23 protein-coding genes are annotated in these 25,695 nt (G+C 75.3%); 6 read left to right on the plus strand and 17 right to left on the minus strand.

Going from position 1 to position 25,695, the window contains the following annotated elements; genetic code table 11:
- Positions 1-3: 3 nt before the first annotated feature.
- From A2CP1_RS11710 to lepA, 5 genes are read right to left on the minus strand one after another with little or no spacing between them, the layout of a single operon-like run.
- Positions 4-945 (minus strand): aspartate carbamoyltransferase catalytic subunit, encoded by a 942-nt coding sequence (locus A2CP1_RS11710; RefSeq protein ID WP_012633497.1) that lies wholly within the window; start codon positions 943-945, stop codon positions 4-6.
- The gene (gene pyrR, locus A2CP1_RS11715) at positions 942-1,478 is read right to left on the minus strand and encodes a bifunctional pyr operon transcriptional regulator/uracil phosphoribosyltransferase PyrR (protein ID WP_012526269.1); all 537 of its coding nucleotides are present in this window, start codon (positions 1,476-1,478) and stop codon (positions 942-944) included. Before pyrR ends, A2CP1_RS11710 begins: the two co-directional genes overlap by 4 nt.
- 8 nt (positions 1,479-1,486) lie before the next feature.
- A complete protein-coding gene (locus A2CP1_RS11720) occupies positions 1,487-1,960 on the minus strand; it encodes a hypothetical protein (protein ID WP_012633498.1) in 474 nt (157 codons plus the stop codon).
- Positions 1,961-1,978: 18 nt separating this feature from the next.
- Positions 1,979-2,998 carry a signal peptidase I gene (gene lepB, locus A2CP1_RS11725; protein ID WP_012526271.1) on the minus strand — a complete coding sequence of 340 codons (1,020 nt, stop codon included), beginning with the start codon at positions 2,996-2,998 and terminating at the stop codon, positions 1,979-1,981.
- A gap of 7 nt (positions 2,999-3,005) precedes the next feature.
- The gene (gene lepA / locus A2CP1_RS11730) at positions 3,006-4,811 is read right to left on the minus strand and encodes a translation elongation factor 4 (protein ID WP_012633499.1); all 1,806 of its coding nucleotides are present in this window, start codon (positions 4,809-4,811) and stop codon (positions 3,006-3,008) included.
- A 480-nt stretch (positions 4,812-5,291) separates the two neighbouring features.
- Here lepA and A2CP1_RS11735 point away from each other — a divergent pair, with 480 nt between their 5' ends.
- Positions 5,292-8,078 carry a vitamin B12-dependent ribonucleotide reductase gene (locus A2CP1_RS11735; protein WP_012633500.1) on the plus strand — a complete coding sequence of 929 codons (2,787 nt, stop codon included), beginning with the start codon at positions 5,292-5,294 and terminating at the stop codon, positions 8,076-8,078.
- Between the two features lie 210 nt (positions 8,079-8,288).
- Here the strand turns inward: A2CP1_RS11735 and A2CP1_RS11740 are convergent, their stop codons facing one another.
- The 9 genes from A2CP1_RS11740 to A2CP1_RS11780 form a co-directional block, all read right to left on the minus strand.
- The gene (locus A2CP1_RS11740) at positions 8,289-11,717 is read right to left on the minus strand and encodes an error-prone DNA polymerase (RefSeq protein WP_012633501.1); all 3,429 of its coding nucleotides are present in this window, start codon (positions 11,715-11,717) and stop codon (positions 8,289-8,291) included.
- 15 nt (positions 11,718-11,732) lie between these two features.
- Positions 11,733-13,352 (minus strand): Y-family DNA polymerase, encoded by a 1,620-nt coding sequence (locus A2CP1_RS11745; protein ID WP_012633502.1) that lies wholly within the window; start codon positions 13,350-13,352, stop codon positions 11,733-11,735.
- Positions 13,342-14,028 (minus strand): hypothetical protein, encoded by a 687-nt coding sequence (locus tag A2CP1_RS11750; protein WP_012633503.1) that lies wholly within the window; start codon positions 14,026-14,028, stop codon positions 13,342-13,344. The genes A2CP1_RS11745 and A2CP1_RS11750 overlap by 11 nt, the downstream gene beginning before the upstream one ends.
- Before the next feature lie 187 nt (positions 14,029-14,215).
- On the minus strand, positions 14,216-14,533 hold the full coding sequence (locus tag A2CP1_RS11755; protein ID WP_012633504.1) for a hypothetical protein: 318 nt from the start codon (positions 14,531-14,533) through the stop codon (positions 14,216-14,218).
- 12 nt (positions 14,534-14,545) lie between these two features.
- The gene (locus tag A2CP1_RS11760; RefSeq protein ID WP_245529765.1) at positions 14,546-14,743 is read right to left on the minus strand and encodes a hypothetical protein; all 198 of its coding nucleotides are present in this window, start codon (positions 14,741-14,743) and stop codon (positions 14,546-14,548) included.
- Between the two features lie 24 nt (positions 14,744-14,767).
- Positions 14,768-15,046, minus strand: coding sequence for a hypothetical protein (locus A2CP1_RS11765; RefSeq protein WP_245529766.1), 279 nt, complete (start codon positions 15,044-15,046; stop codon positions 14,768-14,770).
- Positions 15,047-15,145: 99 nt separating this feature from the next.
- Positions 15,146-15,544: a thioredoxin gene (gene trxA, locus A2CP1_RS11770; RefSeq protein ID WP_012526280.1), complete on the minus strand. Its 399-nt coding sequence runs from the start codon at positions 15,542-15,544 to the stop codon at positions 15,146-15,148.
- Between the two features lie 145 nt (positions 15,545-15,689).
- The gene (locus A2CP1_RS11775) at positions 15,690-16,247 is read right to left on the minus strand and encodes a response regulator transcription factor (RefSeq protein WP_011420663.1); all 558 of its coding nucleotides are present in this window, start codon (positions 16,245-16,247) and stop codon (positions 15,690-15,692) included.
- Complete coding sequence (locus tag A2CP1_RS11780; RefSeq protein WP_012633506.1) at positions 16,244-17,602, minus strand: ATP-binding protein; 1,359 nt, start codon at positions 17,600-17,602, stop codon at positions 16,244-16,246. Before A2CP1_RS11780 ends, A2CP1_RS11775 begins: the two co-directional genes overlap by 4 nt.
- 131 nt (positions 17,603-17,733) lie before the next feature.
- Here A2CP1_RS11780 and A2CP1_RS11785 point away from each other — a divergent pair, with 131 nt between their 5' ends.
- Positions 17,734-18,030, plus strand: a complete 297-nt coding sequence (locus A2CP1_RS11785) for a DciA family protein (protein ID WP_012633507.1) — start codon at positions 17,734-17,736, stop codon at positions 18,028-18,030.
- A gap of 119 nt (positions 18,031-18,149) precedes the next feature.
- Complete coding sequence (locus tag A2CP1_RS11790; protein ID WP_245529767.1) at positions 18,150-19,700, plus strand: CAP domain-containing protein; 1,551 nt, start codon at positions 18,150-18,152, stop codon at positions 19,698-19,700.
- Between the two features lie 4 nt (positions 19,701-19,704).
- Here A2CP1_RS11790 and A2CP1_RS11795 read toward each other — a convergent pair whose 3' ends face one another.
- On the minus strand, positions 19,705-19,929 hold the full coding sequence (locus A2CP1_RS11795; protein WP_012526284.1) for a hypothetical protein: 225 nt from the start codon (positions 19,927-19,929) through the stop codon (positions 19,705-19,707).
- A 184-nt stretch (positions 19,930-20,113) separates the two neighbouring features.
- Here A2CP1_RS11795 and A2CP1_RS11800 point away from each other — a divergent pair, with 184 nt between their 5' ends.
- Positions 20,114-22,405, plus strand: coding sequence for a lytic transglycosylase domain-containing protein (locus A2CP1_RS11800; protein WP_012633509.1), 2,292 nt, complete (start codon positions 20,114-20,116; stop codon positions 22,403-22,405).
- A gap of 9 nt (positions 22,406-22,414) precedes the next feature.
- On the opposite strand, the gene A2CP1_RS11805 is transcribed toward A2CP1_RS11800, so the two are convergent.
- Both A2CP1_RS11805 and A2CP1_RS11810 read right to left on the minus strand, forming a co-directional pair.
- On the minus strand, positions 22,415-23,281 hold the full coding sequence (locus A2CP1_RS11805) for a ribonuclease D (protein ID WP_012633510.1): 867 nt from the start codon (positions 23,279-23,281) through the stop codon (positions 22,415-22,417).
- An 80-nt stretch (positions 23,282-23,361) separates the two neighbouring features.
- Positions 23,362-24,294: a pseudouridine-5'-phosphate glycosidase gene (locus A2CP1_RS11810; protein ID WP_012633511.1), complete on the minus strand. Its 933-nt coding sequence runs from the start codon at positions 24,292-24,294 to the stop codon at positions 23,362-23,364.
- Between the two features lie 96 nt (positions 24,295-24,390).
- Between A2CP1_RS11810 and A2CP1_RS11815 the strand changes: the two genes are divergently transcribed.
- Positions 24,391-25,155 carry a lysophospholipid acyltransferase family protein gene (locus tag A2CP1_RS11815; protein WP_012633512.1) on the plus strand — a complete coding sequence of 255 codons (765 nt, stop codon included), beginning with the start codon at positions 24,391-24,393 and terminating at the stop codon, positions 25,153-25,155.
- Positions 25,156-25,219: 64 nt separating this feature from the next.
- The gene (locus tag A2CP1_RS11820) at positions 25,220-25,693 is read left to right on the plus strand and encodes a hypothetical protein (protein ID WP_012633513.1); all 474 of its coding nucleotides are present in this window, start codon (positions 25,220-25,222) and stop codon (positions 25,691-25,693) included.
- Positions 25,694-25,695 lie beyond the last annotated feature (2 nt).

The raw sequence follows: 25,695 nt of genomic DNA on the forward strand, positions 1-25,695 counted from the left end.
CCGTCACGCCCTGGCCTCCTCGCCCGCGCCGCCCGCGAGCAGGTACAGGATCGCCATCCGGACCGCCACCCCGTTCTGCACCTGGTCCAGGATCACCGAGCGGGGCCCGTCCGCCACCTCGGGCGACAGCTCCACGCCGCGGTTGATGGGGCCGGGGTGCAGGATCACGCAGGAGGGCTTCAGCCAGTCCGCCGCCTTCTTCGCGTTCAGGCCCCAGACCTTCGAGTACTCGCGCGTGCCGGGGATGAGCGGGTCGCCGATGCGCTCGTGCTGGATGCGCAGCATGATGACCGCGTCCGCGCCGTCCACCGCCTCGCGCAGATCGGTGTGGACCGTGGCGCCGAGCCGCTCCACCCCGGCCGGCATCATGGTGGGCGGCCCGCACAGCCGGACCTTCGCCCCCAGCTTCGGGAACGCGTGCAGGTCGGAGCGGGCCACGCGCGAGTGGCTGACGTCGCCCACGATGGCGACGGTCTTGCCCTCGAGCGTGCCGAGCTTCTCCCGCAGCGTGAAGCAGTCGAGGAGCCCCTGGCTCGGGTGCTCGTGCGCGCCGTCGCCGGCGGAGACCACCGAGCAGCCCACGTGCTCCGCGACCAGCCGCGGCGCGCCGCCGGCCGAGTGCCGGATCACCAGCACGTCCGGGCGCATCGCCTCGAGGTTCTTCGCCGTGTCCACCAGCGTCTCGCCCTTGGTGACCGACGAGGAGGAGGACGTCCAGTTGAGCGCGTCGGCGGACAGGATCTTGGCGGCGGTCTCGAACGAGCTGCGGGTGCGGGTGGAGGCCTCGAAGAAGAGGTTCACCACCATCTTGCCGCGCAGGCTCGGGACCTTCTTGATCGGCCGCTGCAGGACCTCCTTCATGGAGGCGGCGAGGTCGATGACCTCGAGGATCTCCTCGCGGGAGAAGTCCTCCAGCGCGATGCAGTGCTTGTGTCGACCGATCACGGCGCCCTCCTCGGCTTGACCACCACCGCGTCCTCGGGCGCGCCCGACTCCACCAGGCGCACCTGCACGTCGTCCCGGTCCGAGACCTCCAGCCGCGCGCCGGCGAAGTCGGCGGCGATGGGCAGCTCGCGCCCGCCGCGGTCCACCAGCACCGCCAGCCAGACGCGGCGGGGGCGGCCGAAGTCGACGATCTCGTCGAGCGCCGCGCGCACCGTGCGGCCGGTGTAGAGCACGTCGTCCACCAGCACCAGGGTCTTGCCCTGCACCGGGAAGCGCACGTCGGTCGGGCCGATCACCGGGGCCGCGCCCTGCTCGGCGAGGTCGTCGCGGTAGAGCGCGATGTCCAGCGTCCCGAGCGGCGGCTCGGCGCCGAGCTCCCGGGCCAGCTCGCGGCGGAGCCGCTGGGCGAGGTGCACCCCGCCCCGTCGGATGCCCACGATGGCGACGTCGCCGGCCGCGCCCGCCGCGCGGGCACGCTCCGCGATGTCGCGGCCCAGGCGTCGTACCGCTCGTTCGATCTCCGCAGCGTTCATGCGCCCCCCTACCGCGATGGACCCCAGTCCGGGATGGAGATGTCCTGCGTGAAGTCCACCGTGAACGACTTCTCCACGGTTCGATCCAGGTACGGCAGCTCCACCACGCGAACGTACTCGAAGGCCACGTGGAGCGTGGGCGCCGCGCCGCTCGTGTCGCGCTCCCAGACCAGGTCGCCGGGCGCGAGCGCCACGGCCGGCACCGTGGCCGGCGCGCCGCGCTCGTCCACGATCTGGTCGGTGGCGAGCATCTCCAGGCGGCGGATCATCTCCGTGCGCAGCCGCTCGTCGTCGCGGTCCTTCACGGCGCGGTTCATGAAGTCCCGCACCACCTGCCGCGCCTCGAAGTCCACGACGTAGACGGGGACCCAGACCCAGGCCAGGTAGCCGCCGCCCAGCAGCGCAGCGAGGATCGCGGCCGTGACCCACGTGATCTGCCCGCGCGCGGAGCGCGGCAGGGAGGACGGGGAGAGGCTGGGCATCAGGGGGTGTTTCTAGCGCTAGTCGATGGGTTTGAAAAGCCGGTCGAGCCGGAGGCCTCCTGCGCCCCGCGGCCACAGGCCCCCGTCCCCCCAGCTCCAGAAGACCAGCGCGGCGCGGCCGCGGATGTGGCCCACGGGGACCTGCCACCCGCCCATCCCCCGGCTGTCGGCCGAGAGATCGCGGTTGTCGCCCATCACGAACACGTGCCCGGGGCGGACCACCTCGAACGGCCCCTCGCGCGAGGCGAGGCGCGCCCGCCGGCACTGGAGCACGTCGTAGCTCGCCACCCCGTCGGCGGCGGCCGCCTGCCAGCTCGACTCGGCGTCGCCGGGGAGATCGCCCCGGGGCGGGAGGATGGGCCCCTTGGCGAGCGCCTCGCGGTAGCGGCGGCAGCGCTCCGCCAGCGGCTCCCCGGTGGATGGGCTCCGCTCGGCGTAGGCGTACTCGCCGGCGGCCGCGCGCGGCTGCGGCACGCCGTTGACGTAGAGCACCTGCTCGCGGATCTCGATGACGTCGCCGGCGACGCCCACCACCCGCTTCACGTAGTCGCTGCTCGGGTCGCGCGGGTTCTCGAACACGATGACGTCGCCGCGCCGCGGCGCGCCGGTCTCGACCAGGCGGAGGTGCGTGAACGGGAGCCGCACCGCGTAGGCGACCTTGGAGACGAAGATGTAGTCGCCCACCACCAGCGTCGGGACCATCGAGCCGGACGGGATCCGGAACGCGTCGAGCACGAACGCGCGGACCAGGAGCGCCAGCACCACCGCGAGCGCGATGGACTCCGCGTACTCGCGCCACCAGGGCTTGACCCGCGCCGCGAGGTGCTCCTCCCAGAGCGCGTCCAGCCTGCGGAGCGCGGCGGAGAGCGCGTCCGGCTCCCCGCCCCGCGCCGCGGCGGTCACCTCGGCGGCGGCCGCGTCCACCGCGCCGCGCGCGTCGCCCAGGGCGCGGCGGTGCCGGGCGGCCAGCCGGCGGGCGTCGCGCGCGAAGCGGAGCGCGTCGCGGCGCGCGCGCGCCAGGCGGGCGGCGTCCGCCACGGCGGCGCTACTCCTCCACCTTCAGGACCGCGAGGAACGCCTCCTGCGGGATCTCCACCGAGCCCACCTGCTTCATGCGCTTCTTGCCCTCCTTCTGCTTCTCGAGCAGCTTGCGCTTGCGCGAGATGTCGCCACCGTAGCACTTCGCGAGGACGTTCTTGCGGAACGCCTTCACGGTCTCACGCGCGATCACCTTGGCGCCGATGGCCGCCTGTATGGCCACCTCGTACATCTGCTTCGGGATCACCTCGCGCAGCCGCTGGCAGAGGTCACGCCCGCGCTGGTACGCGCGCTCGCGGTGGACGATCACGGAGAGCGCGTCGACCGGCTCGCCGTTGATGAGGATGTCGAGCTTGACGAGGTCCGCCTCCTCGTAGCCCTTCAGCTCGTAGTCGAGCGAGGCGTAGCCGCGCGACACGCTCTTCAGCTTGTCGAAGAAGTCGAACACCACCTCGGCGAGCGGGATGTCGTAGGTGATCTGGACGCGCTTGGTGCCGAGGTACTTGAGGTCGCGCTGCAGGCCGCGCCGCTCCTGGCACAGCTTCAGGATGGCGCCCACGTCCTCGGTGCGGGCGTGGATGTGGCAGGTGAGGTGCGGCTCCTCCAGCTTCGCGATCTTCTGGACCGGCGGGAGCTTGGCGGGATTGTCGATCTCCTCCACCGCGCCGGAGGTGTCGGTCACCCGGTACACCACCGACGGCGCGGTGGTGATGAGCGCGAGCTGGTACTCGCGCTCCAGCCGCTCCTGCACGATCTCCATGTGCAGCAGGCCGAGGTAGCCGCAGCGGAACCCGAAGCCGAGCGCCTGCGACGTCTCCGGCTCGTAGGTGAAGGCCGAGTCGTTGAGCGAGAGCTTCTCCAGCGCGTCACGGAGCTGCTCGTAGTCCGCCGCCTCGATGGGGAAGACGCCGGAGAACACCATCGGCTTCACGACCTTGAAGCCGGGGAACGGCTCCTCGGTGGGCCGGGTCGCGTCCGTGATGGTGTCGCCCACCTTGGCGTCGTGGACGTCCTTCACGTTCGCCACGACGACGCCCACCTCGCCCGCCTGCAGCTCGACGACCGCCTTCGCGAACGGCGCGAAGACGCCCAGCTCCTGGACCTCGAACTCCTTGCGGTTCGACCAGAGCCGGATCTTCTGCTTCGGGCGGACGGTGCCCTCGAACACCCGCACCAGCATGACCACGCCGCGGTACGAGTCGTACCAGGAGTCGAACACGATCGCCTTCAGCGGCGCGTCGGGATCGCCCTCCGGCGCCGGCACCCGGTGCACGATCTGCTCGAGGATCTCGCCGATGCCGATCCCCTCCTTGGCGGAGGCGGGCACCGCGTCCTTGGCGTCGAGGCCGATGACCTCCTCGATCTCCTGGCGGACCCCCTCGACGTCCGCCGACGGGAGGTCGATCTTGTTGATGACCGGGACGATCTCCAGGTCGTGGTCGAGCGCCTGGTAGACGTTCGCGAGCGTCTGCGCCTCCACGCCCTGCGTCGCGTCCACCACCAGGATGGCGCCCTCGCAGGCCGCCATGGACCGCGAGACCTCGTACGCGAAGTCCACGTGCCCGGGGGTGTCGATCAGGTTCAGCTCGTAGTCGCGGCCGTCCTGCGCCCGGTACTTCATGCGGACGGTCTGGGCCTTGATCGTGATCCCGCGCTCCCGCTCCAGCTCCATGTTGTCGAGGAACTGGGCCTGGGCCTCGCGCTTGGTCACGGTCCCGGTGTGCTCGAGGAGGCGATCGGCGAGCGTGGACTTCCCGTGATCGATGTGGGCGATGATGGAGAAGTTGCGGATGTGTGAGTTCTTTTCGGCCATCGGGGCGGCAGGCTTTTAACACGGCGGCGGCGGGGGGACCACGGCGCCGGTCCCCGCGCCGGAGGCTCCCGCTTCCGGACGATATCGGCGCGCCCCTTCACCCAACGTTCGACACCCTACTGGGACTACGGCTCAGAAATATCCGTATCTTGTGTTGATATACATGTACCCCACCATATGTTGTGGTCAGGCGTTGACTCTCGGCGGGCGCTTGCTAGCATGTCTTCTGGTTCCGCGGGGGCGCGGGACGGGGAGGACGGGCGGGATGGCGGCGGGGTGGGTGCGACGAATGAGTAGTCCTTCTGCCGGCTTGGGGGCGATGCCGGCGTTCATGTCAGACCATCGCGATTAGGTAGACCTCCGGTTCACTGACGCGGGCCGGCCGGAGGAAGAGGGCTGAACGGGTGCCGATATCGGCACCCGTTAGGGGATGCTGTTTGCCTCGGACCGGGGGACGGTCTCGAGCGGAGGTGGAAAGCGATGATGGAGCGCGAAGTGACGGGTCACAGGCCGCGGGCGTCCAAGTCCGCGAAGAAGGTCGTGAAGAAGGGTCTCTCGGTGGAGCGGTACTTCACCACCCCGGGCGTCGATCCGGCCGAGGAGCTCGCGTGGGAGACGCGGACCGCCGCGATCACCGGCGAGGGCGGCGCGACCATCTTCGAGCAGAAGGACGTGGAGGTCCCGAAGAGCTGGTCCCTCCTCGCGACGAACGTGGTCGCCTCCAAGTACTTCCGGGGCCAGCTCGGGACGCCGGCGCGCGAGCGCTCGGTCCGCCAGCTGGTGTCGCGCGTCGTCGAGACCATCGGCGCCTGGGGCCGCAAGGACGGCTACTTCGCGAGCGAGGGCGACGCGGTCGCGTTCGAGGCCGAGCTCGCGCACCTCATCTACCGGCAGAAGATGAGCTTCAACTCGCCGGTCTGGTTCAACGTCGGCGTGGAGGAGCACCCGCAGTGCTCCGCCTGCTTCATCAACGCCGTCGGCGACTCGATGGACTCGATCCTGAAGCTCGCCCACACCGAGGGCATGCTCTTCAAGTACGGGTCCGGCACCGGCTCCAACCTGTCCAAGATCCGCTCCTCCAAGGAGCGGCTGTCCGGCGGCGGCGAGGCGTCCGGCCCGGTCTCGTTCATGCGCGGCTTCGACGCGTTCGCCGGCGTCATCAAGTCGGGCGGCAAGACCCGCCGCGCCGCCAAGATGGTGATCCTCGACGTCGATCACCCGGACGTGGTCGAGTTCGTGAACTGCAAGGCCGACGAGGAGAAGAAGGCCTGGGCGCTCATCGAGGCCGGCTACGACGGCGGCTTCAACGTGCGCGGCGGCGCCTACGACTCGGTCTTCTTCCAGAACGCCAACCACTCGGTCCGCGTCACCGACGCGTTCATGCGCGCGGTGCTCGAGGATCGCGAGTGGAAGCTCACCGCCCGCACCGACGGGCAGGCGCTCGAGACGATCCGCGCCCGCGACCTGATGCGCCAGATCACCGAGGCCGCCTGGCTGTGCGGCGATCCGGGCATGCAGTTCGACACCACCATCAACGCCTGGCACCCCTGCCCGAACACGGACCGCATCAACGCGTCCAACCCGTGCTCGGAGTACATGTTCCTCGACGACTCGGCCTGCAACCTGGCGTCGCTGAACCTGATGCACTTCCGCTCGATCGAGGGCGGCTTCGACGTCGAGTCGTTCAAGCGGGCGGTGGACCTCACCATCCTGGCGCAGGAGATCCTGGTCTCGAACGCCAAGTACCCCACCCCGGCCATCGGCAAGAACAGCGAGGAGTACCGGCCGCTCGGGCTCGGCTACGCGAACCTGGGCGCGCTCCTCATGGCGAGCGGCCTGCCCTACGACTCCGACGCGGGCCGGGCCTGCGCCGCGGCCATCACCTCGCTCATGACCGGCGAGGCGTACGCGATGAGCGCGCGCATCGCGGAGCGCATGGGCCCGTTCGCCGGGTACGAGAAGAACCGCGACCCGTTCCTCGCCGTGATCCGCAAGCACGCGCAGCACGTCGACCTCGTCGACCCGACGCTGGTCGAGGCCGGCCTGCTCGCGGCCGCGCGCGACGCATGGGGCGACGCGCTCCGGCAGGGCATGGAGAGCGGCTACCGCAACGGCCAGGTGACCGTGCTCGCGCCCACCGGCACCATCGGCTTCATGATGGACTGCGACACCACCGGCATCGAGCCGGACATCGCGCTCGTGAAGTACAAGAAGCTGGTGGGCGGCGGCATGCTGAAGATCGTGAACAACACGGTCCCGCTCGCGCTGCAGCGGCTCGGCTACTCGTCCGAGGAGATCACCTCGGTCCTGCAGTTCATCGACGAGGTGGAGACCATCGAGGGCGCCCCCGGGCTCCGCCCCGAGCACGCGGCGGTGTTCGACTGCGCGTTCAAGGCGCGCAACGGCACCCGCTCCATCCACTACATGGGCCACATCCGCATGATGGGCGCGGTCCAGCCGTTCCTGTCCGGCGCGATCTCGAAGACGGTCAACATGCCGACGTCCGCGACGCCGCAGGACATCGAGAACGCGTACCTCGAGTCCTGGAAGCTCGGGCTGAAGGCCGTCGCCATCTACCGCGACGGCTGCAAGCGGAGCCAGCCGCTCAACACCGGCAAGGAGCAGGAGGAGAAGAAGGACGCGGTGGAGCCGCGCCTGGCCCGCCGGCGCCTGCCGGACGAGCGCCGCTCGATCACGCACAAGTTCTCGATCGGCGGCCACGAGGGCTACATGACCGTCGGCATGTACGACGACGGGGCGCCCGGCGAGGTGTTCATCACCATGGCGAAGGAGGGCTCGGTGGTCTCGGGCCTGATGGACAGCTTCGCCACCGGCATCTCGATGGCGCTGCAGTACGGCGTGCCGCTGAAGGTGCTCTGCGACAAGTTCAGCCACACGCGGTACGAGCCGTCCGGCTTCACCGGCAACCCGGACATCCCGATCGCGAAGTCGGTCACCGATTACATCTTCCGCTGGCTGGCGCTGAAGTTCCTGCCCAGCGAGGAGGGCTCGGTGGTGTCGCCGCCGCCGCTGATGACGCCCGGCCAGGCGCCGGCGCGCCACGGCTCGTCGGAGCAGACCGTGGTGGTGAAGTCGCTGCCCGCGACGAACGGCGCGATGAACGGGGCGAACGGCGTGAACGGCGTGAACGGGGCCCACGTCACCGACACCGACGCCCCGCCCTGCCCGACCTGCGGGTCGATCACGGTGCGGAACGGCGCCTGCTACAAGTGCGTGAACTGCGGCTCGACCACGGGCTGCAGCTAGGCCCCACTCCACCGCGCTCATCCCGAGCGTAGCGCCGCGAAGCGGCGCGGAGTCGAGGGACGCTCATTCCGACCCTTCGACTCCGGACGGACCTTCGGTCCGTCCTACGCTCAGGGTGAGCGGCGCGGCCCCAGCCGCGCGGAGTCGAGGGGCGCCCGGGACCTCAGGGTCCCGGGCGCTGCTTTTTTGCGCGTGGCTCGGGACGCGTCGTCAGTGGAAGTCCCGGGCGCGCGCGCCCATGGAGGGGGCGAGCGCGAGCGGGGCCACCGAGTCCACCCGCACGTTCACCACCTTCCCGCTCCGCTCCACCCGCCCGCGCGCCAGCAGGAACGGCGCCCCGCGGACCACCGGCCGGAAGCGCTCGTACACGTCGGGCATCACCACCAGGTTCGCGATCCCGGTCTCGTCCTCCAGGCTCACGAAGACGATGCCGCGGGCCGTCTCCGGCCGCTGCCGGACGATGACCAGCCCCGCCACCTCGACCGGCGCGCGATCCGGGAGCCGCCCCAGCTCGCGGGCGGTGCGGATCCGGTCGCCGCCCAGCCCGGGCCGCACCAGCGCCATGGGGTGGCCGCGCACCGACAGGCCCGTGGTGGCGAAGTCGGCCGAGACCTCGTCGGCGGCCGAGGCCGCGGGGAGCGCCACCTCGGGCTCCGGCGGCGCCAGGCCCGCGAACAGGTCGCCGCCGTCGGCCTCCACCGCCAGGCTGCGCCACACCGCGTCCCGCCGATCGGGCGCGAGCGCGCCGAGCGCGCCCGCCTCCGCCAGCCGCACCAGCCAGGCGCGGGAGAGCCGGGCGCGGCGGACCAGCTCCGCCACCGAGCCGAACGGCCCGGCTGCCCGCGCCTCGAGGATGGCCTCGCCCACCGCGCGCGGGAGGCCGCGGACGGCGTGCAGCCCCACGCGCAGCACCGCCGTCTCCCCCGGCGCGGCCGGCCGCCCGGGCGCCGCGCCCTCCAGGCTGCTCTCCCAGCCGCTGCAGCCGACGTCCACCCCGCGCACCTCCACGCCGTGCCGCTTCGCGTCCTCCACCAGCGTGTGCGGCGCGTAGAACCCCATGGGCTGGCTGTTCAGGAGCGCGCAGGCGAACGCGGCCGGGTGGTAGCGCTTCAGCCAGGCCGAGGCGTAGACCAGCAGCGCGAACGAGGCCGCGTGCGACTCCGGGAAGCCGTACCCGGCGAACCCGAGCAGCTGCTTGAAGATCTCCTCCGCGTCCGCGCCGGAGATGCCCCGCTCCGCCATCCCGGCCACGAGGCGCGCCTTCATGGCGGCGAGCTTCTCGTGCGAGCGGCGGTGCGTCATCACCCGCCGCAGCTCGTCCGCCTCGCCGGGCGTGAACCCCGCCGCGATCACCGCGAGGCGCATGGCCTGCTCCTGGAACAGCGGGACGCCGAGGGTGCGGGCCAGCACCGGCTCGAGCGGCGCGTACGGGTAGCGGACCTGCTCCTTGCCGTCGCGGCGGCGCAGGTAGGGGTGGATCATGCCGCCCTGGATCGGCCCGGGCCGGATGATCGCGACCGAGATGACGAGGTCGTAGAAGTTGCGCGGGCGCAGGCGGGGGGCGAGCGACATCTGCGCCCGCGACTCGACCTGGAACACGCCGATGGAGTCGGCGCGCCCGAGCATCTCGTACACCTCGGGGTCCTCTGCCGGGATGGTGGCGAGCGCGTCGGGGTGCGGCACCGCGGTGGGCGAGGCCGGTGCCGGCCGGTGGCGCGCGAGCAGCGCCAGCGCCCGGGAGAGCGCGGTGAGCATGCCCAGGCCGAGCAGGTCCACCTTGAGCAGGTCCAGCTCGGAGAGGTCGTCCTTGTCCCACTGGACGATGGTGCGGCCGGGCATGGCGGCGGGCTCGATGGGCACCGTCTCGCAGAGCGGCCGCCGCGTGATGACGAAGCCGCCCACGTGGATGGAGAGGTGGCGCGGGAAGCCCTGCAGCTCGCGCGCGAGCGCGAGCGTCATCCGCACCCGCTCCGAGTCCGCCGCGTCGAGGCCGGCCTGGGCGAGGAGCTCGGGCCCCACCTGCCCCAGGTCCTCGTAGGTGCCGATGAGCTTCGCGAGCCGGTCCACCTGGCCGAGCGAGAGCCCGAGCGCCTTCCCCACGTCGCGGAGCGCCGACTTGCCGCGGTAGGTGATCACCTCGCAGACCATGCCGGCGCGGTCGCGGCCGTACCGCTGGTACACGTACTGGAGCACCTCCTCGCGCCGCTCGTGCTCGAAGTCCACGTCGATGTCGGGCGGCTCGCCGCGCTCGGCGGAGATGAACCGCTCGAACAGGAGCCCCATGCGCACCGGATCGATCGAGGTGATGCCGAGCACGTAGCAAACCGCGGAGTTGGCCGCGCTGCCGCGCCCCTGGCAGAGGATGCCGCGCGAGCGAGCGAACCGGACCACGTCCCACACCGTGAGGAAGTAGCTCGCGTACCCGAGCGACTCGACGAGGTCGAGCTCGCGGGCGAGCTGCCGGGCCACGTCCTCCGGCGGCTCGCCGCCGTAGCGCCAGCGCGCGCCCTCGCGCACCAGCTCGCGCAGCAGCGACATCCCGGCGAGCGCGCCGTCCCGGTCCGTGCCCGCGGCAGCGCCCGTGCCACCGCCCGCGCCCGCGAGGCCGGGCTCGCCGGGCTCGGAGCTGGCGGGGCCCTCGGGCGCGGAGGCGGCGGGGCCCTCGGGCTCGGGTGCGGCCGGGCGCTCCGCCGGGAGCGAGGCCCGGAGCGAGAGGCTCGGCGTGGCGGTCCGCGCGCCCTCCCGCGCCGCCTGCGCCGGGCTGGAGGTCGCGACCTCGACGCCGCCGGCGAGCGCGCCGCGCTCCACCACCACCGGCGGCAGCGGGTGCTCGCCGCGGATCTCCTCCATGCGGAAGCGGCACTGGTCGGCGATGTCGGCCGCGGCCGCGAGCCCCTCGGGGAAGTCGCTCCACAGCCGCGCCAGCTCCTCGGGACCCTTCAGCGTCCGCTCGGCGTTCGGGAACAGCCGCCGCCCGGCCCGGTCCACGGTGGTGCCGTGGCGCACGCAGGTGAGCACGTCCTGCAGGACCTGCCGGGCGCGCGCGTGGGTGTGGACGTCGTTCGTCACCGCCACCGGCACCCCGAGCCGCCGCCCCGCGGACCGGGCGGCGAGCACGCGCGCCTCCTCCCCGGCCACCCGGTGCCGCGTCACCGCGAGCGCCGCCCGGCGGCCGAACGCGTCCTTCAGCCGCGCGACCGCGTCGCCGTCGGCGCCCGGGTACAGCGCGAACAGCCCTCGCGCGCCGGCCGCGACCGCCTCGAAGGGCACCGCGACCGCGTCCCGCTCGCGGCGCTCCGGCGCGCCGGTCCAGCCCTCGCCGCAGTGCGCCCGCGTCACCAGCCGGCACAGCCCCGCGTAGCCCTCGCGATCCTGGGCGAGCAGCACCAGCCGCGCCGGCCGCCCCGGCGCGAGGCCGGCGACCACCAGCTCCGCGCCCACGATGAGCGGGAGCCCCTGGCGCTTCGCCTCGGCGTGCGCCCGGACGATGCCGTACAGCCCGTTCACGTCGGCGAGCGCGAGGGCCGACAGCCCGAGCTCGGCCGCGCGCCCCACCAGCTCCTCGGGGTGGCTCGCGCCCTCCAGGAAGGAGAAGCAGGACTTGCAGCGGAGCTCGGCGTAGCGGGGAGCGTGGGACATGGCGCGCCTCGGCGATCAGTCGAAGAACCCGTGCAGCCACAGCCGCCCGTCGGCGCCGTCGCGGTACACCCAGCAGTCGCCGAGCCCGTCCAGCCGGACGCGGTAGTAGTCGCGGTCGAACCCGCCGGCCCACCACTCGCCGCGGAGCCGCTCCGGGCCCTCCAGCGCGAGCACCGCGCGGTCGCGCCCACCCACCCGCAGCGCGGTGAGCCGGCCGCCCTCGCCCTCGGCGACCACCTGCTCCGGCGCGGCGAGCAGCCGGGTGGGCCGGAACGCGGCCTCGCCGTCCTGCCCAGCCCCGCGCGCCTCCGCGCCTGCGGACGGCGCCGCCCGCCCCGGGCCCGCCGGAGGGCGAGCGGGCGCGCGACCGGGGCCGCTCGGCGCCCTGGGCCGGAACGGCACCGGCCGGTAGGCGCCCTCCGGGCGGTAGCGCGCCACCGGCTCGGCCGCGAACAGCGCGCCGTCCCCGAGCCGCACCGCGAGGCGCGCCAGCACGCCCTCCAGCGCGGCGACCGCCTCCGGCCGGTCGCCGAACGCGAGCTGCTCGGCGGCCACCGGCGCCACCTCGGCGGCCACGAGCCGCAGCGCCGTCACGGCGCCGGGCAGCCGGAGCGCGAACAGGTGCTCCTTCACCGGGACGAGCCAGCGCGCCGCAGACGCGCTGGGCTGCGAGAGCGGCACCTGGATCCGCTCTTCGCCGCGCGGGTCGAGCGCGAGCACGAGGCGCAGGCGGGTCGCCCCGAGCCCACGCCCGGCCAGCCGCGCCGCCACCCGATCCGCGAGCCGCTTCAGCCCGAACAGCAGCGGCTCGGCGCTCTCCGCCGGCGCCTCCAGCTCCAGCGACTCCTGGGGGAGCGTCTCCGGCACGTGCGGCACGAGCGGCGACACGTCCTCGCCGCGGGCCAGCCGCGCCGCGCGCACGCCCTCCGGCCCGAACCGGTGCGCGAGCGTGCCCTCCGGCAGCCGCGCCAGCGCGCCCGCGTCCCCCACCCCCACCGCCGCCAGCCGGCCGGCGACCGCCGGCGCCAGCCCGAGCGCCGCGAGCGGGAGGCCCGCCAGCGCGGCCGCCGCCGCGGCGCCCCCGGGCGCGACCCCGTGGACCGCGCCGTCGAAGCGCCCGTGCCGCGCCAGGGCCGTCGCCGGCCCTCGCCCGGTCGCCACCACGGCGCGCGCGGCGTAGCCCATGTCCACGGCGGCCTGCACCGCCCGGCGCGCCAGCCGCTCCTCGCCCGGCCCGAACGCCGCCGACGCTGCGCCCGTGCCGGGGCCGGCCGCGAGCAGGCGCGCGGCGCCCGCATCCAGCAGCAGCGCGTCGGGCGCCGCCACCTCGACGGCGGGGGCGATCCCGAGCAGGACCTCGGCGAGCGCGCGCAGCGCGGCGAGGTCCGCGGCGGCATCCCGCACCACCGTCTCGAGCCGTCCGCAGGCGGCGAGCGCCTCGGCCGCGGACTGGCCGGGACGCACGCCGGCGGCGCGTGCGGCCGGGGTACAGCACACCACCCGCCCTTCCTCGAGGACTGCGACGAGCGCCGCGAGCCCGCGGGCGGCGCGCTCGCGCCCGCGCAGGACGCGCTGGAGCGGGAGATCGGGGAGCTGCAGCGCCACCACCCGCGGGGCGACCGGCTCACGCGGCATGGCCCGCCCTCCCCGCCACCGCGCCGCCCATCGCCCGGCGGGCCACCAGGCGCCCGCCCTCGCACGAGAGCTCGAGCCGGAGCGCCGCGGGCACCCGCAGGGCGGCACGGCGCGGCGCGAGCCACAGCCCCACCGATCCGCCCTTCTCCGCCGCGGCCTGGAGCCGCCGCGCCATCGCGTCCGCGCCGTGCGCCAGCCGCGCCGCCGGCACGTCCACCACCACCGCCGCGAACGCGCCCGAGGCGAGCAGCGCCTCGGCGGCCCACAGCGCCGTGACCGCCGGCGCGCGCGCCGCGTCGCCGTCGCGCGCCTGCGACGGCCCTGCGCCCGGCGCCGAGCCGGTCGCGGGCCGCACCACGAGCAGCCGCGCGAGATCCACCCCGCGCGCCGCCGCGGCGGGCGGGTAGAGGTCCCCCCGGACGTCCACCCACGCGGACAGGTCTTCCGGGCCGAGCCCGGCGACCAGCGAGAGGGCGACCGCCGTCTTGCCGCTGGCCGGCCCGCCCGCGAGCTCGCACAGCGCGCCGCGCGGGAACCCACCGCCCGGCAGCGCCGCGTCCACCTCCGGCAGTCCGCTCGGGACGCAGCCCTCCCGACGCGCCGGGCGGCGCTCGATGCGGCGGATCTCATCGCGCAGGTGCGCGAGGACGAGGTGACGTTCCCTGGGCTGCGACATGGCCGGCGGCTCCTGCCCGCAACTTAGCTGCTCGCGCGTTCAGGTAGCAAGACGGTCTGACACGGGGCCGCGGGCGGCCTGCGGCGCGGGCGAGCGAGGGCCTCCACCCTGCGCAACTGCCCGTGCGCACGGCACTTCCTGCGCCTTTCTCCCCGGGGCGGAACCCTTCCGCACAGGTGCCCCGGCACTACCCTATCGAAAGCCAACACGAGAGCCACGGCAGACGCCGGGCTCCGAACCAGAGCAGAGAGGGAGATCCAATGAGGTATTTCGGATGGGGTACGGTGGCCGGCCTGGGCATGGCCGGGCTGCTCGTCGCGGCGCAGCCGGCGAGCGCGCAGGGAGCCACGGGCGGCTCGACGACGTCGGGCTCGTCGACGACGGATCGGGACGATCGGACCGGCACGAGGACCGGCAGCGGCAGCATGGGGACGGGCAGCTCGAGCACCACCGGCAGCGGCTCGAGCGACACCTCCACCTCGGGCAGCACCGGCTCGGGCAGCACCGGCAGCTCGAGCTACGGCACCGGGTCCTCGAGCGACATGGGCACCGGCTCGTCGGCGTCGAGCACGGGCAGCACGATGCGCACCCACCAGCTCACCGGGACGGTCCAGAAGTTCGACAAGGACACCAAGGAGCTGACGCTCGCGAACTCCGACAGGAAGCTCCGGATCAGCGACGACACCACGGTCACGAAGGACGGCCAGATGGCCACGCTGACCGACATCCAGGAGGGCGATCAGGTCCGCGCCAGCTTCTCGGGATCGGGTGACACCGTCACCGTAAAGACGCTCGAGGTGATGAGCGCCGGGTCATCGGGCCGCAGCGGCTCGGGCAGCACGAGCGGCTCCGGCAGCAGCAGCGGGTCGGGCAGCATGGGCGGATCCGGCTCGAGCACGGACACGGGCAGCACGAGCGGCTCCGGCAGCTCGACCGGCTCGGGCTCGTCGACCGACACCTCCGGCACCGGCGCGGCCGGCTCCGGCGGCGGGACCTCGGGCACCAGCACTCCGAGCACCGGCGGGACGAAGTAGCCCCGCGAGGCCCGGAGACTCGAAGGGCGGGTGGCCTCGCGGCCATCCGCCCTTCCTCTTTGCGCCGGCCGCGGGGGACGGGATCAGGCCGAGGCGCTGCTGCGCTTCGCCGCCTCCGCCTCCTGCGCGGCGACGTCGGCGCGGACCTTGTCCATGTCGAGCGCGCGCACCTGGCGGATGAGGTCCTCCAGCGCGGCCTCGGGCAGCGCGCCGGCCTGCGAGAAGAGCAGCACCTTGTCGCGCAGGATCATCAGCGTGGGGATCGACCGGATGTCGAACGCCGCCGCGAGCTCCTGCTGCTCCTCGGTGTTCACCTTCCCGAAGGTGAGGTCCGGGTGCTTGCCCGCGACCTTCTCGTACGTGGGGCCGAACGACCGGCACGGGCCGCACCAGGTGGCCCACCAGTCGATGAGGACGATGCCGTCCTTCTCGACGACGTCCTTGAAGTTCTGCGAGGTGATCTCGACCGTCGCGTGCGCCATGTCTCCGTGCCTCTCCGCGCCCGCCGTCCATCGGCCTCCGGGGCGCTGACACGGAGTTCGACCCCGCCGCGGGGAAAAGGGTTCGCCGCGCGCCCCCGCCCTGACGGGAGGGCGCGCGGTGGGCCGGCGTCGGCGGGGCGGGGCGCTACCTCGCCGGCGGGTACTTGTGCAGCTTCCGCTGCAGCGAGCGGCGGTGGATGCCGAGCCGCCGCGCCGCCTCGGAGATGTTGCCGCCGCAGTCGGTGAGCACGCGCTGGATGTGCTCCCACTCCGCCCGGGCGAGCGAGGGCGTCTCGATGCCCTTCTCCTTGGCGGTGTTGGTGCCGTTCAGCGCGGCCAGGATCTCGTCCGCGTCGGCGGGCTTGGGCAGGTAGCCCACCGCGCCCTCGCGCACCGCCTCGACCGCCGTCGCGATGCTCCCGTAGCCGGTGAGCATGAGCACGCGGGTGGAGGGATCCTGGCGGCGCAGCTCGCGCAGGATCTCCAGGCCCGAGCCGCCGGGCATGCGCAGGTCGAGCACCGCCATCTCCGGCGAGTCGCGGGTCGCCTCGCGCATCGCCTCCTCGGCGGAGCCGGCGGTCCGGACCTCGTACCCGCGGGCGCGGATGGCGGTGGCGAGCCGCTCGCGCAGCACCTCGTCGTCGTCCACCAGCAGGATGCTCGGCAACGACTCGCGGGTCACTTCGGGCGTCATCGTGTTCATGGACTGCTCCTCTCGCCGGCGGTCGACACCGGCAGCTCGAAACGCGCCTCCGTCCCGTCCCCCGGGGTGGAGGTGATGTTGAACTCGCCGCCGAGCTGCTCGGCGAGCGCCCGGGTGAGGAAGAGGCCCAGCCCCATCCCCTCCCCGGGGACCTTCGTCGTGAAGAACGGCTCACCCACGCGCGACAGCACCTCGGGCGTCATGCCGCGGCCCCGGTCGCGCACCGTGATCTGGATCCGGCCGGGCGGCGCGGTGACGAGCAGCGTGACCTGCGCCTCGGCGGGCGACGCCTGGACCGCGTTCTTGAGCAGGCCCCGCAGCGCCTCGGCGAGCCCGCGCTGAGGCCCCACCAGCGAGGCGGCCTCGGCGCTCGGGTCGATCCGCACCTCCACGCGCTGCGGCCACCGGAACCCGTCCAGCGCGGCGTCCACCCAGTCGCGCGCGCGCATCTGCGCGAACGGCTCGCCCACGTTCTCGCCGGCGTGCGCCGCCATGCGGTCGAGGATCTCGCGGCAGCGCGCCACCTGGTCGCGCACGAGCTGCAGGTCGTCGTGGAGCTCGCTCGAGGCGTCGGCCGGGATGGCGCGCTGCAGCTCCTTCGCGACCACCGCGATGGTGGAGAGCGGGGTGGAGAGCTCGTGCGCCGCACCCGCGGCGAGCGTCGCCAGGGAGGCGAGCTTCTCGCGCCGCTGCGCCTGGGAGCGCGCGGCCTGGAGCTCACCCTCGCGTGCGGAGAGCGCGCGCGTGACCCGCTGGACGAAGAACACCACGAACACCGCGGCCAGCGCGAACGCGACCCACATGCCGCGCAGGTGCGCGGCCATGGTCTGCGCGTGGTCCATGTGGGTGCGGATGTGGTGGCTCACGCCGGCGAAGTGCTCGTGCACGAACAGCGACGCGAAGCCCGCCAGGCTGGCCGCCATGAGCAGCCACGACCAGGCGGACGGCAGCAGCACCGCGGCCAGCGCCACGTTGACGAGGTAGAGCGTGGAGAACGGGTTGGACGCGCCCCCGGTCAGGTCGAGCAGCACCGTCAGGACCGCCGCGTCGATCAGCATCACCAGCGCGATGTCCCGGTCGGTCACCTGCGCGCGGCGCGCCCAGGCGCCCAGCACGACGTTCCCGATGACCTCCAGGACCATCACCGCCACCAGCGTGCCCATGGGCAGGCCGATGTGCGTCCACGACTGCGCGCCCACCACGATGGTGGCCTGGCCGAGGATCGCCCACCAGTGAAGCTGGACGAGCCACGACAGGTTCAGGCGGCCGCGCTCGTCGCCGGCGGCGCTGCGCGCAGGGGACCGGTTCGGGTGCGGCGCCGTCCCGGCCGCCGCCGCCAGGTCCCCCGCTGCCATCTCTCCTTGCGCCACGGCAATCCCCCGAGAACGACGAGAGGTTAGCACAGGGGGGCCCCGCCGGAGCACGGCGCGGCCCGGTGTCGCACCACGGCTTGACGGCGCCCAAGCATCCCCCTAACGTCGCGGCGATGCGTGGCCGCCGCCGCACCGTCGCCGCCGCCCTGGCCGAAGCGCTCGCGCGGCGCCCGGAGGCGCAGTCCGCCGCGCTCGCGGCGGCCTTCGCCGAGGCCTGCGGCCCGCGGCTCTCCCGCGAGGTCTCCATGCGCGGACGTCTCCGCGACGGCCGGCTCCTGGTGCTGGTAAGCTCCCCCGAATGGGCGACCCAGGTGACCGAGCTGGCCCACATGCTGTGCGAGCGCGTGAACGCGCGCATGGGGCGGGCGGTGGCGCTCGGCCTCGAGATCCGGATCGGGCCGGAGCGCTGATCGGGATGCGGCGATCCCGAACCGCCCGCCGGTCCGCCGCGCGTACCGCGATCGCGGCCGCGCTGGCGGCGTTGGTCGGCGCCTGCGCGGGGCCGGCGCGCGCGCCCTCCCCCGGCGCCATGCCGCCGGCCGCGGCGACGAGCGGGTCCCCCCACCCTGCCCCGTCGTCGGCCGCGCCCGCGCCCTCCGCGGCCGAGCCGCCCGGCACGGCCTACGGCCGCGAGCCCGCGGTCCAGGCCACCCGGATCGAGACCGAGGCGCTCGGCGCCGCCGCGGGCCGCCTCTCCGCGCGCGGCGCCCCGCGCACCTCGTCGGTCCTCTCGCTCGCCGCGCGCGAGCTCGCCGCCCTCGCCGCGACCGGCGCGGAGGAGCCGCTCGCCCGCGAGCACCTCCGCGGCGCGCTGGCGCACGCGGGCGCCTACGACCCCGCGCCGGCGGCCTACCTGGTGCGCACCGCGCCAGACCGCGCGGCCGCGGCCCTCGCCGACGTCATCCCGCGCGGCACCGCCACGCACGTGGGCGCCGGCGCGGCGCAGGCGGACGGGTCGGCGTTCGTGGTGATCCTGGCGTCGGACCGCAAGGTCCGCCTCGAGCCGGTCCCCCGCCGCGTGGCCGAGGGCGCCTCGGCGACGATCGCCGGCGCGCTGCTCGGCGGCCTCACGCGCCCGCGCGTCTTCGTCACCTCGCCCGCGGGCGCCGTCCACGAGGAGGCGGTCACGGGCGGCCCGGACGGCTTCCGGGCGCGCGTCGCGTTCGCCGCCGCCGGGCGGCACGTGGTCGAGGTGCTCGCGCACGGCCGCGGCGGGCCCGAGGTCGCGGCCCTGCTCGAGGTGCAGTCCGGCGCGCCCGCGGCCCCCGCGGCGCAGCCGGTGCCCGCGCGGCGGCCCGCGCCGGAGCCCGGGGACGCCTCGGCCGCGGAGGCCGGCGTGGTGCGCGCCATCAACGCGCTCCGCGCCGCGCGCGGGCTCCAGGCCGTGACGGCCGCGCCCCGGCTCACCGAGGCCGCCCGCGCGCACAGCGCGAACATGCTCGCGCAGGGCAAGGTGGCGCACGTGCTCCCGGGCACGGGCGAGCTGGTCGAGCGCCTCGCCCGCGCCCGCATCGCCTACCGGCGCGCCTACGAGAACGTGGCCCGCGCCTCGACCGCGCTCGAGGCGCACCGGGCCGCGGAGGAGAGCCCGGCGCACCTCGGCAACCTGCTCCAGCCCGGCGTGTCGAGCGTGGGCGTCGGGATCGCGCGGGGCCGGCTGTCGTCCGGCGACCCCACCGTCTACCTGACCGAGATCCTGATCGAGCCGCCGGACGACGGCGCCGGCTCGCGGCTCACGCCCGACGCGCGGGTGCGGGAGGCGATCTGGGCCCAGCGCGCGCGCCTGGGGCGGGCGCCGCTCACCGCCGACCTGCGCCTCGACGCGCTCGCGCGCGAGGCCGCGGTGGGCATGCGGGCCCGCGACGAGACCGACCCGGGCGACGTCGAGGTGCGCGCGCTGAAGCTCCGGCGCCGGATCGCCGCGGTGGACGTGTTCGTGGTGAGCGGTCCGGGCGAGGCGGCCCGGTCCGCGAACGTCGGCGACGGACGCTTCGCCCGGGTGGGCGTGGGCGCGGTGCAGGGGGACAGCCGCCGGTTCGGGCCGGGGCGGCTGTTCGTCGCGGTGATCTACACGGACTGACGGATCAGACGAGGCGACGCTGGGTGGCGTAGCTCTCGATGCCGCCCTCGACCTCCGGCTCGGCGGCGTGGAGCTGGCAGCGCGTGCAGGTCCAGCTGTTCCAGCCGCGCTTCACCGCCTCGTCGAGGCAGCTGTCGTAGAAGTTGCAGAACAGGTTCCGGTGGCCTTCGACGCCGCGATCGGGGTTGATGGGTGTGGTGAGCTCGGTGGGACAAGGCTTGGCGAGCACGTGGACTCCTCTGACCGGCCCGGCGGCCGGCCCTCGGCGGCGCGACGGGGCGCCGACGCCGCCGCCCGTCCAGCGCCACGACCCCTCCCCGAGGCATGGCGCGCCGCGTTCCGAAGTTGAAAGACTCGAAGCTCTCGCCCGGCCGACAGGCGGCCAGGCTGCGCGCGCTATATCGCGCTCCCGCATGCAGCCCGTCAAGGCCCCCACATCCCCCCTAGGGGTCCCCCTTCCCACCTGGGCGGAAAGCATCCGTAGGCCCTGGGCTTACCTCGCTCGCGGGCGCGGTCGCCGCGCGCTCCTCGCCTGCACCCTGCTGCTGGCGGCCCGGCCCGCGTGCGCGGCCCGGTCCGTCCCCGAGCCGCTCACCGACTGGCTCGCCGGCCTCGGTGACGCGGCCCAGGCCCTGGCCGGCGGGCAGGCGGACGCGTCCGCCGCGGCGGCGCGCCGCGCGTTCTCCGCGCGGCCGCGGGGGGCGGCAGGCGCGCGCGCGCAGGCGGCGCTGGGCCTCGCGCTCGCGGAGGCCGGCCGGCCCTCGGAGGCGGCCGAGGCGCTGGAGGTGGCGCTCGCCCCGGCGATCGCGCCGGCGCGGCCGCACCTCGCGTTCCTGCGCGGCCAGGCGCTGCTCGCGTCGGGCGAGCCGCACGCGGCGGCGCGGCTGCTGGAGCAGGCGGGCGCCGACCTGCGCCTCGCGGTCGCGCGGCGCGCCCGCTTCCTCGCCGGCGAGGCGCTGGTCGAGGCGGGGCTCCCCGCCGAGGCGGTGGCCACGCTCGACGCGGCGCTGCGCGCCTGGCCCACCGATCCCGCCGCGGCGGCGGCGCGGCTCGCCCTCGGCCGCGCGCTGCGCGCCGCCGGCGACGAGGCGCGGGCGGCGGAGACCTGGCGCGCGCTCTGGCTCGAGGCGGACCTGCCGGAGGCGCGGGGCGCGGGCGAGCTGCTCGCGGCCTGGCGCGCCGCGGGCGGCCCGGTGCCGCTCGCCACCGCCGACGATCACCTGGCGCGGGCCGAGCGGCTGGTCGCGACCGCCCGGCCCGACGACGCGCTCCAGGAGCTCGCCGCGGCGCGCGAGGCCGACCCCGAGGTGCCGGCGGGCCGCGTCGAGGTGCTGCGCGCCGCGGCGCTGGTCGGCCTCGGGCGGCACGCCGAGGCGGCGAGGGTCGCGGCGCCGTTCGCGGACGATCCCGACCCGCGGGTGCAGCGCTCGGCGCGCCTCGCGCTGGCGCGGGCCGCGGCGCGGGCCGGCCGCGTCGACGAGGCCAGCCGGCGCTACCGAGAGGTGGCCGCCTCCGACGCGCCCATCGCCGGGCTGCCCGAGTGGCGCCAGCGCGACCTGGGCGACGAGGCGGCGTACCTCGCGGCCTGGCTCCACTACGACGCGGGCGACTACCGCCGCGCGGCGGCGGAGCTGGACGCGTTCGCGCGCGCCTACCGCCGCACCTCGCGGCGCGTGGACGAGGCGCTCTGGTTCGCGGCCTGGTCGCGCTACCGGCTCGGCCGCACCGCCGACGCCGCGCGCGCCTTCGCCCGCCTGTCGCGCGGGCCGTTCGCAGACGCCGCCGCCTACTGGCAGGGCCGCCTGGCGAAGGACGCGCGCCGCGGCGCCAGGCTCCTGCGCGCCGCCGCGGCCGGCGCCGACCCCTGGTACGCGCTGCTCGCCCGCGCCCGGCTCGAGGCGGCCGGGATCGCCGCGGCGCCGCCTGCGGCGTCGCCCGCGCGGCCGCTGCCCGACGCCGCGCCGGCCGCCGCCGCCGGGCAGCTCGCCGTCGCGGTCGAGCTGATGGGGCTCGGGCTCGAGGACGAGGGGCTGGACGAGCTCCGGCAGCTCGCCCGCGGCGGCGCCGCCCGCGCGGCCGCGCCGCTCGTGGCGCAGCTCGCGGCCCACGCCGGCGACGCGGAGCTGCCCTTCCGCATGGCGCGCGACTTCCTCGGGCAGAGCGCGCGCACGCTGCGCTGGTCCCACCCCGAGCCGTACCCGGAGCTGCTCCCGGCCCGCGCGCGCGCGTTCGGCGTGGACCCGGCGCTGGTGCTGGCGGTGATGCGGCGCGAGTCGAGCTTCCGCCGCGCGGTGCGGAGCGGCGCCGGGGCCGAGGGGCTGCTGCAGCTCCGGCCGGTCACCGCCGAGCGGCTGGCGGCGCTGCTGGGCGTCCCCGGCGGCGTCGGCGACCGGCTCGACCGGCCCGAGGTGAACGTGGCGCTCGGGGCGCACTACCTCGCCCTGCTCGGCGCGCGCTTCGCGGACCCGGCGGTGGTGCTGGCCGCCTACAACGCCGGCCCGGGGCCGGCCTCGGACTGGGCCCGGTCTCGGGCCGGCATGCCGCTCGACGCGTGGGTGGAGTGCATCCCGTACCGCGAGACGCGCCAGTACGTGAAGGTCGTGCTGTCGGACTGGGACGTCTACCGCCGGCTCTCCGGCGGCCCGGCGGCGCCCATCGACCCCGCGCGGCCGGTGGCGGCGCCGGCCCCCGGCGTCGGGTTCTAGGCGACCGACCTACCCGGCCGCCTTCAGGGCGGCGGCGATCGTCTCCCCCATGCGCCCGAGCACCGACGGCGTGACGCCCGGGATGGCGGCGAGCGCCTCGCGCGTGGCCGGGCGCCGGCGCGCGATCTCGAGCATCGCCGGCTCGCCCAGCACCTTGAACGGCGGCCGGTCCGACGCGCGGGCCCGGTCCTCGCGGGCGATCCACAGCGCGCGCAGCACCGCCTTGCCGGGCGCGTCGAGCTCGCGGGACCCCTTGATGCGCCGCCAGCCCTCCGGGTCGAACACGCGCTCGCGCGCCACGACCGAGGCGATGCGCTGCGACTCCTTCCACGCCTCCTCGAGCGCGCCGCGGGTGGCCAGCTCGCCGGTGAGCAGGTCGAACAGCGGCAGCAGGAAGTGCGTGTCGAGCGAGGCGTAGGCGAGCTGATCGGGGGTGAGCGGCCGCCGGCCCCAGTCGGATCGCTGGAACGCCTTCGAGAGCCGCACGCCGAAGTGCGCCTCCACCAGCGCCGAGAGGCCGAGGCCGGGCCGCCCCAGCCGCCGCGCCGCGATCATCGTGTCGAACAGGCGGGGGATGCGCCAGCCGTACTCGCGGTGCAGGCAGCGGACGTCGTAGTCCGCGCCGTGCAGCACCACCTCGCGCCCGTCGCACAGGATCTCCCCGAGCGGGCGGACGTCCACCGAGATGGGGTCCACCACGAAGTCCTGCGCCCGCGTGGAGAGCTGCAGCAGGCACACCCGCTCGCGGTAGACGTGGAAGCTGTTGGACTCGGTGTCGAGCGCGAGCACGCGCTCGCCCGCCAGCGCGTCGAGCAGCCGGGAGAGCGCGTCGGGATCGGAGACGAAGACGGGGCTGGGGCGCGGAGCGGCGGACATCGGACGCGGCATTCTAGAGGAGACCGCGCCGCGCGGCTCGCGATTCGCCCCGGAATCCGCGGCGACGTCGCCCCCGGGGCTCAGGCAGCATCGGCCGCCAGCGCCACCGCCACCTCGCCGGCGACGGAGGCGTTCCGCTCCAGCAGCGCCAGGTTCGCGGTGCGGGCGCGCCCGCGGGTGGCCCGGGAGACCGCCTCCAGCAGGAACGGGGTCACCGCCTTGCCGCGGATCCCGCGCCCGCGCGCGTCCTCCAGCGCCGCGGCGATGGCCGCCTCCACCACCTCGCGCGGCACCGCCTCGGGCGGCGGCACCGCGAGCAGCACGCCCTCGCGCCGGCCCAGCGCGTCCCAGTGCAGCCGCAGCACCCGCGCGGCCGCGGCGGCGTCCTCCACCCGGTGCTCGAGCGCGATGCCGCTCCCGTCCGAGTAGAACGCGGGCAGCTCCGAGGTGCGCCAGCCGAGCACCGGCACGCCGAGCGTCTCCAGCGCCTCGGCGGTGGCGGCCAGGTCCAGGATGGCCTTCGGCCCGGCCGAGACCACGCACACCGGCGCCCGCGCCAGCTCGGCCAGGTCGGCGGACACGTCGGCGGCGCCTGCCGCGGGCTCCCCGGGCGCGAGGCGGTGCACGCCGCCGATGCCGCCGGTGGCGAAGACGCGGATCCCGGCGAGCGCGGCCACGGCGGCGGTCGCGGCCACGGTGGTGCCCGCGTCCCGGCCGGCGGCGCAGAGCGCGGCGAGGTCCCGCGCCGACGCCTTGGCCGGCCGCCGCGCCGGATCCGCCAGGCGCTCCAGCGCCGCGTCGTCGGCGCCGACCACGACCGCTCCCGCGACCACCGCCACCGCCGCCGGCACCGCCCCGGCGGCCCGCACCGCGGCGGCGCAGCGGCGGGCCGCCTCCAGGTTGTGCGGAGGCGGGAGGCCCTGGGCCACCACGCTCGTCTCCAGCGCCACCACCGGACCGCCGGCGGCGAGCGCCGCGCGGACCTCCTCGGCCAGCCTGACGGGAGGGTTCACCGGAACAGTCTAGCGCCCCGGGCGCCGCCCGGGCGCGTGCTATATACGCCCCGCCCCGGGCCGCCCTGCCCGGCCGGCCCGGTCCGAGAGGCACTCATGCTGGCGCGCGCCCGCGGCTTCGTCGTCCTCGTCTACTGCGCCATCTCGATGGCGTTCTTCTTCTTCGTGAGCCTGCCGGTGATGCTCCTCACCGGCTCGGGCGACCTGCCGATCTGGTTCGCGCGGTTCGCCTGGTCGCCCTCGAGCCTGTGGCTCGCCGGCTCCCGCGTGCACCTCGAGCCCATGCCGTCGCTGCCGGACGGGCCGCTCATCTTCGCGTCGAACCACGAGAGCGCGCTCGACATCTGGGTGCTGTTCAAGGTCCTGCCGCGCAGCGTGCGGTTCATCGCCAAGGCCGAGCTGTTCCGCCTCCCGGTGTTCGGCGCGTACATGCGGCTCGGCGGCCACGTGCCGGTGGACCGCAGCAACCACGTCCAGGCGGTCCAGTCGCTGCGGCAGGCCGGCCAGGTGGTGCGCGCCGGGACGTCGCTCATCGTCTTCCCCGAGGGCACGCGCTCGATGGACTGCCGCGTCCACCCGTTCAAGAAGGGCCCGTTCGTGGTCGCGATGGAGGCGGGCGTGCCGGTGGTGCCGGTCGCCATCTCCGGCAGCGGGAAGGTGACGCCCAAGCGGATCATCGCCATCTGGCCCGGCCCGATCCGCGTGGCGGTGGGCGAGCCGGTGAGCCCGGCCGACTTCCCCGACAAGACCGCGCTGCTCACCGAGGTGCGCCGGCGGGTGATCGCGCTGCACCGGCGGATCGGCGGCGCGGGCGGCGACGAGGCCTCGGCGGTCGCCACGGTGGGCATGGAGGGCGTGTGAGACAGGGCGGACGCGGGCCTACCCGCTTGTCCCGCCGCGCCGGCGGGCGGTAGGCTCGGCCGCCATGAAGGAGACGCTCCGTCCCGACGCGGTGGCCGCCGCGCAGCGGGTGACGCACCTCGCGCGCGACCTGGCCCAGGACGTCGCCGACGGCTACCGGAAGTCCACGCGCGGCTTCAGGCTGCGCGCCGCGGTGGTCGGTTCCTGGGCGCTCCTGTCGCTCGGCACGGTGTGGGTGGCGTGCCCGTCCTCCGGCCCGCGGAACGCGCTCGGCGCCGAGGTGCGGATGAGCGACGAGGTCATCGGCACGCAGATCATGGTGTGGAACGCGTCGGACCGGATCTGGACCGACGTGGTGCTCACGCTGGACGGCGGCTGGAGCTTCCGCACGCCGACGGTGCGCGACGGGCAGAAGCTGGTCCTCGCCACCAGCCGGTTCGAGAAGGACGGCGCGCCCGCCCCGGCGCACCTGAAGCCGCGCTCGCTCCGGGTGGAGTGCAGCGAGGGCAGGCTGGACGCCCCGCTGGCGCAGAGGTGACG

It is taken from the genome of Anaeromyxobacter dehalogenans 2CP-1 (genome assembly GCF_000022145.1).
Taxonomy (GTDB): Bacteria; Myxococcota; Myxococcia; order Myxococcales; family Anaeromyxobacteraceae; genus Anaeromyxobacter; species Anaeromyxobacter dehalogenans.